Consider the following 9,883-nt stretch of genomic DNA (forward strand, 5'->3'; position numbering starts at 1 on the left):
AGACCCCGCGCAATGGGGGGCAGGAATCGGTCACGTTGTTAGCGAAATGACCGGTCACGATGAGCGAAATACGCACATCAAGGAATGAGGGGGCATGTAGTGGTCTAACGATCTCATGTCAAGCATTGAAAGAGCCAGGTCAAGACCCAACTAGCCAATCCTGGATGTGTGTACAAGCCATCGGCCCGTGCGCGCCGCAAGTTTGTCTACGGCCAAGAGCCTTATACGTGGCGCAGTTACTACATGCGCAGTCAATAGAGGACTAATGACCATGGTACATGGCAAAAATGACTCTTATGAATAGAGATAGGGCGAACTTCTGCATTTATGTGTTACTTCTATGGCATTTTTTATGCCATAGAAATAGAGCAGATTTTTATGTACTACGTTGAAATAGACGGTCTGGAATTTATGTGCCACTAAAATAGCTGGGATTTTTGCATTCTTATGCCAGCTAAATAGAAAATGAAATTCTTATATGCCACAGGTTGAGAATCGAGAGCATAGCTTCGGGGATCTCTCAGCTTTGAATGCGGTATTCATGGATTGCAAAAATTGCACTTGCTCTTCGATACAGCCGACCGCTCGCCGGTGTCGTATGGTTATGCGCCCATCTTGAAGTCGCTGGGGTTTATAGAGCGCATACAAACAATCAGGGCTCAAGGCGACGCTGCTGGTAAATCCAGTCAACAATGTCGCCATCGGGAGTGTAACCGCTGACGGTATCGCGCAGTAGCTGGCGCACACGCGCGTAATCATCCTGTTCAACGGCGCTGAGCAGTTCGGACAGCTTTATTTTGAGTGCCTCCCAGGGCAAGTGATCTTCATTGGCGCACATGATCATCGGGTGCTGGGTGGCACTGACATTGTCGCCAATCAGTAATTCTTCGTAAAGTTTCTCACCGGGTCGCAGTCCGGTGAATTCGATCGAGATATCGCCTTGGAGATTTCTCTCCGAACGGACACTCAAACCGGACAAATGAATCATCTTCTCTGCCAACTCGACAATCTTCACCGGCTCGCCCATGTCTAACACGAACACATCCCCGCCCTGCCCCATGGAACCCGCCTGGATCACCAGTTGCGCGGCCTCGGGAATGGTCATGAAATAGCGAGTGATTTTAGGGTGAGTAACCGTCAATGGACCACCGGACTTTATCTGCTTGTAAAACAGTGGAATCACCGAACCTGAAGACCCCAGCACATTACCAAAACGAACCATGGTAAAGCGCGTCTTGTTAACTCTCGACACATTGGCCTTATCACCGAACAGTACCGGCGCAATTTCGTGACTTAAGGCTTGTAGCATCATTTCGGCCAGACGCTTGGTGCTGCCCATCACATTCGTAGGACGTACCGCTTTGTCGGTGGAGATAAGCACAAAGTTAGAAACACCGGCCTGCAACGCCGCCTGAGCAGTGTTTAACGTACCAATGACGTTGTTCAACACACCTTCTGCAATATTGTGCTCAACCATGGGCACGTGTTTATATGCCGCGGCGTGGTAGACCGTTTCTACACCCCAGGTTTTCATCACATCCACCAGTTTGTCCTGATGACGTATGGAGCCTAGAATCGGCAACAGTCGGATAGGTACCGACTGCCGGGCTACACGCTGCTCCAGCTCTGTGAGAATGCTATAGAGGTTGAATTCGCTGTGATCAAACAATAAAAGCGTGGTCGGCGCCAGCGAGAAGATCTGTCGACAGAGCTCCGAACCGATCGATCCCCCAGCTCCTGTCACCATGACTGTCTTGCCTTTTATACAGTGTTCGAGCAAGTCAGGTTGTGCAGGCACTGAATCGCGCCCCAGCAAATCTGCGATATCGACTTCCTGAATGTCTTCAACCTTCACCCGACCGCTGGCCAGGTCGCTAAAATTTGGAACGCTACGAATATGCAGCGGAAAACGTTCCAGAAAAGTCAGAATCTCCCGACGTCGTGCACGGGTAGATGATGGCAGCGCCAGAAGAATCTCCTGAGCCCCCGTCTCATTGATCATCTGCTGAATATGCTTAGGTTTATAGACCTGCAGACCGGCAATTACCCGATCCGCGATGCTTTGGTCGTCATCAATAAACGCCACTGGCCGCATGACGCGCCCCATGCGAAGCGCCGCAACCAACTGATTGCCAGCCACTCCCGCACCGTAGATCGCAACCTTGGTGAGGCTTTCATCGCGACTTGTAAAGGGTACATATTGCGCGCCCGCGAACCAGTCGCCCATGAAGTAATGGCGCATGCACAGGCGTAGCCCGCCAATGATAACGAGACTTAACCACCAGTAGTTAAAGACGATGGATCTCGGCACCACTGTTTGGTGATTGCTGTACCAATAGACCACGAGTGCCAGGATCAGCGAGGAAAGACTGACTGCCTTGATAATGGCAATGAGCGCGTCATTGCCGAAGTAGCGCATGACTGCTCGGTACATGCCGAACCTGATAAATAGAGGTATGGCGACGAGAGGGGCGCTGACAAACAACCATAAATGGACCCTGAAAGGGTTGTACATATCATCGACACCCAGCCGCACGAGGAATGCCAACCACAGAGCTCCCCAGACCAGAACAATGTCTGTGGTCACCTGTATCAGTCGCTTGCGGCGCCTGGGAAGCCCTAAAAGACCTGCCCTGACCTTATCCATGAAGTCTTCAAACACCTCTGCGTTCTCCCCTCAACTGCAGTATCACCAAAGTGGTTTTCTAGACGCATCTTATCCACTTAAGAATCGAAATGGTCAAACTGTCACTCAGCGTTTCACTGGCGGGGCTTCAAGCTCACCCGCATGGAACTTGATGACCAGCGCAATTATTGGAGCATAGGCCAGAATCAATCCCACCCCTGCGTTCAGCCCAAAATGTGCAATGCCTACTGCGATAGGTAACAACCAAAGCAAATTGATCGCCCCCACGACCGCTGTAACCGTCAAATGGCTGCCAAACCGACGAGAGGCGAACTGATAGGCATGACTGCGATGCGCTTCATAAACCTTGTCGCCACGGAGTAAACGGCGAAACAGAGTGAACGTTGCATCGACAATGAACACGCCCAGCATGATCAGCCAGCTCCACAGCAAGTCTGCCGATACCCACGCTGCCTGAAGTGAGAGCCCCCCAAGGACAATTCCCAGAAAACCACTCCCGGCGTCCCCCATGAAAATTTTCGCGGGGGGGAAATTCCAGAACAGGAAACCGAACACGGCAATGGCCAACAACAACGGTGCCCAGATCAAGTCCGCCGCATTACTCATCCAGTACAGCAGACAAGCCCCTAGACAAACGCAAATTGCCTCGACACTGGCAATTCCATCGATACCGTCCATGAAGTTGTAAAGGTTGAGCAGCCACACCAGATAAAACACCGCTAGCACATGACCAAACCATCCTAGGTCAAATGCGTACCCGAAGAACTCAACAACGGGCAAGCCACCTAACCAGAACAGCAACCAGATAGATGCAGCGAAATGGCCCAACAAGCGCCAACGAGCAGCAATGTGTCCGTGGTCATCCATGAATCCGAGAATGGCAATCAGGGCCCCGGCGCCCGAGATGCCTAGAAACGCCGGGGTGGTCATCAAACTTGCAAACCAAAGCATGAAGAGCGCCAAGGTAAATGCCAGAACAATTGCCACTCCTCCACCCCGAGGCGTAGGAGTCGAGTGAGAGCTGCGCGCATTGGGAATATCCATCAGGCTTCGCGACAAGGCGTAACGACGCAGAGCCCAGGTCAGGGAAAAAGACACAGCGACAATGACAGGGATAAACCAGCCATAACTCATGATTGATGGGAGTCCAGGAAATGTTTCGCAGTCAGGGCCAAAGCTCGATCGAGTGGAACAGGAGGTATCCAGCCCAGTAGTTGTCGGTTTTTGCTGATATCAACTTGCAAGGAACCGAGAATACGATCAGCCAGTGCTCGCTGACCAAGTAACGCGGCAACGCCACTCAGGAGTCGCGCCGGTACGGGTAGCAATCTGGCTGGCTTGCCCAAGGCTGCAGCTAACGTGCGAAGCAGTTGCGTGGTCGAGACGTCTTCACCGTCGCTGGCAAGGAATACTTGATTGGCGGCCGCCGGATGATCGGAACAGGTGATGATCAAATCCACCAGATTGTCAACGGCAACCAGACTACGCCGATTGTCGACAGCGCCAAAAGGTAACGGAACGCCACGATATAACCAACGCATCATGCTGAGAAAGTTGGCTTTGACGCCGGGGCCATAGACCAATACGGGCCGGATGATGACCACCTCCATCCCCGTGGTCAGGGCAAGCACCATCAACCCTTTCTCTGCCTCAAACTTGGAGATGCCATAAGGGTCAATGGGGGCTGGTGCATCATCTGCCCGGTATACCGCGCCAGGCTCTGTGCCTTCCCCATTCACTTTGATGGAACTGATGAAGATAAAACGCTTCACACCGCACGCCGCAGCCTGGCGGGCAAGGTTCAGAGTAGCTTCAACGTTGACTTCACGAAACGCCGCCAATGGGTCCAAAGCCACCTCATTCATGACGTGCACCCGAGCAGCCGCATGGACAACCACATCGACGCCGGTCAGGGCAGCCTTCCAGTCGTTTGTTCCATCGAGCTTACCCAACTGCAGCGAACGCACTCCCACGGGCAGAGTGGCGGACGGCGTTCGCAACGGCGCTATAACAGTGCATCCAGGCATCTGCACCAATCGATTGATCAACGCCCGCCCCAGAAATCCGCTGCCGCCGGTAACCAGAAATGCCTTAGCTCTCATGAGTGGCCCTTGGAATACAAAAAAACTTCAATGCCCGGGCACTGTGCCAAATTGTTCAAAGCAGTGAGCGATAAATCTCGGCATAGGATTTTGCCATCGAATCAGAAGAGAACACTGTTTCGAAACGCCGCTGCGCTGCCTCTCCCATCGCTGCCGCCACATCCGGCTGATTCCAGAGGCAGGTCATTGCTGCGGCCAGCGCGACTGAATCGCGAGGCGGCACGACCAAACCGGTCTCCCCAGCGATGTTGATGTAAGTGGTGCCAGAACCAATTTCACAGGAAATCATCGGCTTCCCGTACATAGCCCCTTCAAGCAACGAAATACCAAACGACTCAGATCGCAGGTGCGAAGGGAAAACGAAGGCGTAGCACAGCTGCAGAAGAGCAGCCTTGTCTTCGTCAGGTAACCCACCAAGGAAATGCACGTTGGACGTGCCTAATTGCTTGGCTTTGGCCTTGAGCTCAGCCTCGAGCCCCCCTCCTCCCAGGATGACGACGGGGAGTTGTGTCGCTTGGGCGGCCTCTAGCAGGTAGTCCAGTCCCTTGTAGTAACGCAACGCACCGACGAACAGAAAAAAACGTTCCCCCAGACGCTCACGCCACAATGCAAGCTTCTCAGCCAAAGGCGTGGGGTAGGTTTCGCGGTCCAACCCATAAGGCACGACACGAACCTTGTCTTTGAAGTGTGTTAATACCGGACTGCTTTCAGCATAGTTAGGTGAAGAAGCGACAATACAGTCAATACTGGACAAGAAGCGATTCATCAACGGCTGATAAAGCTTGAGAAGCGTTTTTTGCTTGACGATATCCGAGTGATAACTGACGACAGCTGGCTTGTTGATTCGACTGACAAAATGCACCAGGTCCATGTAAGGCCATGGGAAGTGGTAGTGAACAATGTCGGCCCTCTTCGCCAACTCAGCAAAATCCTTGAACGCTGATAGCGAGAAACCGGTGGAGGCGACATGCAAATCGAGTTTGGAGCGATGAGTCAAATGGTGTCCAACCCTTTCATTGCGCGCCGCACCTCGCTCACTGAGATAAAGCACTTCAGACTCAAACCCGTGGCGGATTCCGCCCTCGGCAATCTGAAAAATGACTTGCTCAATACCACCCATGGTCTCCGGATAGTACGTTTTGAAGAAGTGCAGTACCTTGATCATTGTCCCTTGATCACCTTCTGGTAAACCTCAAGCGTTTCCATTGCACAGCGCTCCCAGGAAAACCTGGCAGCATGCAACAAGCCTTGCTCGATGGCATTGGCACGCCACATCTCATCTTCCAGGCCTCGCCGGATAAGCTGTGTCAGCGTTTCCGTGTCCTTGGCATCGCACATCAATGCGGCTTCACCGGCGACTTCCGGTAACGAAGAACTGTTTGAGCAGACCACTGGCACACCAGAACTCATCGCTTCAAGTACTGGCAATCCAAACCCTTCATAAAGAGAGGGAAAGGTAAAAAGACGAGCACCAGCAAACAACAAAGGAAGATCTTCACTGGGTACAAAACCCAGGTAATTAGCCCAGCCTTCGCGTTTTGCACTTTCCAGACGCTGGTGAATGGCCTCGTTTCGCCAGCCATGATAACCAGTCAACACCAACGGCCAGCGCTTGCGCAACTCAAGCGGAAGCCGGGAGTAGGCATCAAGCAACGTTTCGATGTTCTTGCGAGGCTCGATTGTCCCGACAAAAAGGCTGTAACCGCCTACCTCAAGTCCATGACGCGAAAGCGCGTTTCTGAGCACTTCTTCGCTACGAGGATGAAACTCCGCGGAACTCGCGAGCGGTACCGTATGGATACGCTCGATAGGCCAGGAAAAGTAATCGGCTAACTCCCTGCGCGTATATTCGGAGTCAGTGATCAGCGCATCCGCCCTTACCAAAGTGGTTTTAAGCTCTTTCTGCAAGTAGCGCACAAGCTGCGGCGCATGGCAGTGAGACCAGGTAAAGGGCGATAAATCATGAAAAGTTGCAACACTGCGGCCGGCGAAAGGCGGCAGATAATAATTAGGGCTATGGTAAAGAAAATCACCATGACCTTTTAAAGCATTCTTCCTGAGCAATGGCATCAGGAGGCGATAAGCCTCGACTGCCAGGAAGTTTTTTTGTACAGCCCGTTTCAGGCCGTAACCGCTACCGGACGCTTCGGCAGCCGTCGGTAACGCCGGCAAAAACCGTCGACCAGAAAAAAACTGCAGATCGACGATTTCTGGACTCTGCTGCAGTCGCAGCGCCAATTCATAGGTATAACGACCAATACCGGTTAGCGGGAAGCGAACCGGTTCAACAGACAGAATTAACTTCATTTAATCGGCCGTCAGCATCCAGTTCAGGGTTTCGCCCAAGGAAGGGGTTACCCAGCCAGGTACTAGCGCCAGCAATCTGGAGTTATCTCCGCAGAGGGTTTTCACCTCGTTGGCACGGACAAAGGCAGGATTCACATCAACCTCGATATCGTGCCCGGTAATCCCTTTACACAGCTCGATGATCTCACGCAGCGAATGGGCCTGCCCCGAACTGACATTGATAGTCTGACCAAGCGGTCTCGCTTCAATTAATTCCCGATAAGCAGCCACTAACGCGCGAACATCGCTGAAGTCGCGCCAGACATCCAGGTTACCGAGTTCGATCCTCTGCGCCCTGCGGCGGAAATGAGAAACAATTTTTGGCAACAGGAAGTTTTCAGCCTGGCCAACGCCCGTGTAGTTGAACGGACGAGTGATGACGATGGGTAGACGGTCGTGCCACAGGTTGGCCATGTATTCCATGGCCAACTTGCTGACAGCATAATCGTTGGCGGGTGCCGGGGGCGTGGCCTCCGACAACAAGCCACCCGACGCGTTGCCATAGACATTGGCGCTACTGGCAATCAATACGCAATCTGGCGTCTTGCCGCTGCCAGCAATGGCTTCCAGCAAATTGCACGTGCCAATCAGGTTGACCTGATAGAACGCCTGCGCTGCGCCATGCCCAACAAACGCCAATGCTGCGAGATGCACCACAACGTCAGGCTGAATCTTTGCCAGCAACGTGCGCAAACCAGGACCATCGGCCAAGTCTACCTGATGATAGTTGTGCTCATCGGAGGGCTGACTGCCCAATCCGAAAACCTCGTAGCCATGAGCTCGAAGTTCAGCAGTCATGTAACGACCGGTGAAGCCTTGAATACCCGTAATCAGCGCACGTTTGCCAGCATTGGTCATCAGAACGAGAATCCTTGTTCATTACGACGCAGGTCAGCATCAACCATCATGCGGCACAGCTCTTCCAACGTAGTTTTTGGCTCCCAACCGAGAACTTCCTTGGCTTTGGCCGGGTTACCGATCAGCAACTCAACTTCAGTCGGGCGGTAGAATTTCGGGTTGATCGTGACCAGCACCTTGCCGGTTGCTGCATCAGTGCCCTGTTCGTCTTCCGCAGTACCGGACCAGGAAATGGTGATACCCACTGCCTTGAAGGCCATGGAAACGAAGTCGCGAACAGTTTCGGTGCGATTGGTCGCCAACACGAAAGTATCCGGCTCATCGGCCTGCAGCATGCGCCACATGCCTTCCACGTACTCCTTGGCAAAACCCCAATCGCGCTTGGCGTCCAGGTTGCCCAATTCCATCTTGTCCATCAGACCCAGTTTGATCTTGGCGACGGAGTCGGTGATTTTGCGAGTTACAAACTCACGGCCACGCAGCGGAGACTCATGGTTGAACAAGATGCCGCTGGTAGCGAAAATCCCGTACGACTCACGATAGTTGATGGTCATCCAGTGAGCGTAAAGCTTGGCCACACCATACGGGCTACGCGGGTAGAAAGGCGTGCTTTCGATCTGCGGAATAGCTTGTACCTTACCGAACATCTCGGAGGTAGATGCCTGGTAGAAGCGCACCTTGGGATTAACGATACGGATGGCTTCCAGCAGGTTGACCGCGCCCAGGCCGGTAATTTCAGCAGTGGTCAGCGGCTGCTCGAACGAAACACCCACAAAGCTCTGCGCCGCAAGGTTGTAGACCTCAGTGGCTTCGGTAGTTTGCAGCAGGCGGATGCTGGCTGACAGGTCAGTCAGGTCGTATTCGACCAGATGCAGGTTAGGGTTGGATTGAATGCCCAACTCTTCGATGCGCCAGAAATTGACAGAGCTGGTACGACGGTAGGTACCGTATACGGTGTACCCCTTCTCCAGCAGCAGTTCCGCCAGGTAGGCGCCGTCTTGACCTGTAATACCAGTGACAATTGCTTTCATTCGAGCTTCTTAACTCCATTTTCGATGCCAGTTAAGGCATGCCAGACCAATTTCGTTCCAGGTAGCACGATGCTAGGCAGCACATCGAGACCACGCGACCCATCATCATACAGATTAGAATGGCGCCCCTCGACCTCAACATCAAGATCAGCGCCACAAAATATAGCGATGGGAAATCACGCCCCAAAAAAGTTTCAGCCTCATAAAAATAAAAAGGGCTGAGTACGACCTAGGCTATCACGCCCCCCCCCACCCGCGATCACCACCGAGACCCGATTGCCTGCCAACGCAATCATAGCCCTCCGACAACGCTCTCAAGATCGGCTGAACTGATTGCATATGTGACAGCGCATGCCATTCGCTCGTTGCTGCCGAACAAACTTCGCAGCTTTGCAGGGGTTTATCACCTGACGGCCAAGCGTGAAAGCTCATGATGCGGCTTCGTACGCCATGTGCTGGAACATGCTTAATCGCCGGTATCCCTCTAAAAACCAGCGCTGCAAAAGTCGCGGAAATCATGACTGAGGCATCCTCGTCGCCAGCAGCGAGCACGAAACTCACGCCTTTATAGCAAGGGGCAGGTTGATACCCCACGAACGACCGTCGCGCCAAGGCCTGAAGTGGCCTGCCTGGAAGATATCGGTTCCGATCGGACTGGATCGACACGGAACATCAACTGCTCCTGGCGCAACCATTTGCTAAACACGGCTACGGCAAGCACCTGCGAAACCAGATAAAAGTACAAGGTGTACTGATGCAACGCCTTTCAATGATGATCGTGCTCATACCCTGAGGTGCTTGCGGATGGCTGGCCCCACAACCGCTCAGCCTAGGTGACCGGGGGGGAGGGGGGGGGGGGGGGGGGGGGGGGGGGGGGGGGGGGGGGGGGGGGGGGGGGG

Annotated in this window: 7 protein-coding genes; all 7 read right to left on the reverse strand. The window is 53.3% G+C overall.

Annotated features, from left to right (window positions below):
- Window positions 1–652: 652 nt before the first annotated feature.
- The 7 genes from AC3WWR_RS19435 to gmd all read right to left on the reverse strand — a co-directional run bounded on the left by AC3WWR_RS19435 (window position 653) and on the right by gmd (window position 8,984).
- Window positions 653–2,647, reverse strand: a complete 1,995-nt coding sequence (locus AC3WWR_RS19435; protein WP_492598996.1) for a polysaccharide biosynthesis protein — start codon at window positions 2,645–2,647, stop codon at window positions 653–655.
- A gap of 105 nt (window positions 2,648–2,752) precedes the next feature.
- Complete coding sequence (locus AC3WWR_RS19440; protein ID WP_492598964.1) at window positions 2,753–3,781, reverse strand: MraY family glycosyltransferase; 1,029 nt, start codon at window positions 3,779–3,781, stop codon at window positions 2,753–2,755.
- Complete coding sequence (locus AC3WWR_RS19445; protein ID WP_492598965.1) at window positions 3,778–4,749, reverse strand: UDP-glucose 4-epimerase family protein; 972 nt, start codon at window positions 4,747–4,749, stop codon at window positions 3,778–3,780. The genes AC3WWR_RS19440 and AC3WWR_RS19445 overlap by 4 nt, the downstream gene beginning before the upstream one ends.
- 55 nt (window positions 4,750–4,804) lie before the next feature.
- A complete protein-coding gene (locus tag AC3WWR_RS19450) occupies window positions 4,805–5,914 on the reverse strand; it encodes a glycosyltransferase family 4 protein (RefSeq protein ID WP_492598966.1) in 1,110 nt (369 codons plus the stop codon).
- Window positions 5,911–7,056 (reverse strand): glycosyltransferase family 4 protein, encoded by a 1,146-nt coding sequence (locus AC3WWR_RS19455; protein WP_492598967.1) that lies wholly within the window; start codon window positions 7,054–7,056, stop codon window positions 5,911–5,913. The genes AC3WWR_RS19450 and AC3WWR_RS19455 overlap by 4 nt, the downstream gene beginning before the upstream one ends.
- Entirely contained in the window at window positions 7,057–7,953 is an 897-nt protein-coding gene (locus AC3WWR_RS19460) for a GDP-mannose 4,6-dehydratase (protein ID WP_492598968.1), read from the reverse strand. It lies immediately after the preceding gene.
- Window positions 7,953–8,984, reverse strand: coding sequence for a GDP-mannose 4,6-dehydratase (gmd, locus tag AC3WWR_RS19465; RefSeq protein ID WP_492598969.1), 1,032 nt, complete (start codon window positions 8,982–8,984; stop codon window positions 7,953–7,955). The genes AC3WWR_RS19460 and gmd overlap by 1 nt, the downstream gene beginning before the upstream one ends.
- Window positions 8,985–9,883 lie beyond the last annotated feature (899 nt).

It is taken from the genome of Pseudomonas sp. EB271-G4-1, assembly GCF_058791355.1.

What these genes read in the sequence shown, in the direction of transcription:
- AC3WWR_RS19435 (WP_492598996.1), bottom strand. Translation starts at nt 2,647, where the DNA reads ATGGATAAGGTCAGGGCAGGTCTTTTAGGGCTTCCCAGGCGCCGCAAG.
- AC3WWR_RS19440 (WP_492598964.1), bottom strand. Translation starts at nt 3,781, where the DNA reads ATGAGTTATGGCTGGTTTATCCCTGTCATTGTCGCTGTGTCTTTTTCC.
- AC3WWR_RS19445 (WP_492598965.1), bottom strand. Translation starts at nt 4,749, where the DNA reads ATGAGAGCTAAGGCATTTCTGGTTACCGGCGGCAGCGGATTTCTGGGG.
- AC3WWR_RS19450 (WP_492598966.1), bottom strand. Translation starts at nt 5,914, where the DNA reads ATGATCAAGGTACTGCACTTCTTCAAAACGTACTATCCGGAGACCATG.
- AC3WWR_RS19455 (WP_492598967.1), bottom strand. Translation starts at nt 7,056, where the DNA reads ATGAAGTTAATTCTGTCTGTTGAACCGGTTCGCTTCCCGCTAACCGGT.
- AC3WWR_RS19460 (WP_492598968.1), bottom strand. Translation starts at nt 7,953, where the DNA reads ATGACCAATGCTGGCAAACGTGCGCTGATTACGGGTATTCAAGGCTTC.
- gmd (WP_492598969.1), bottom strand. Translation starts at nt 8,984, where the DNA reads ATGAAAGCAATTGTCACTGGTATTACAGGTCAAGACGGCGCCTACCTG.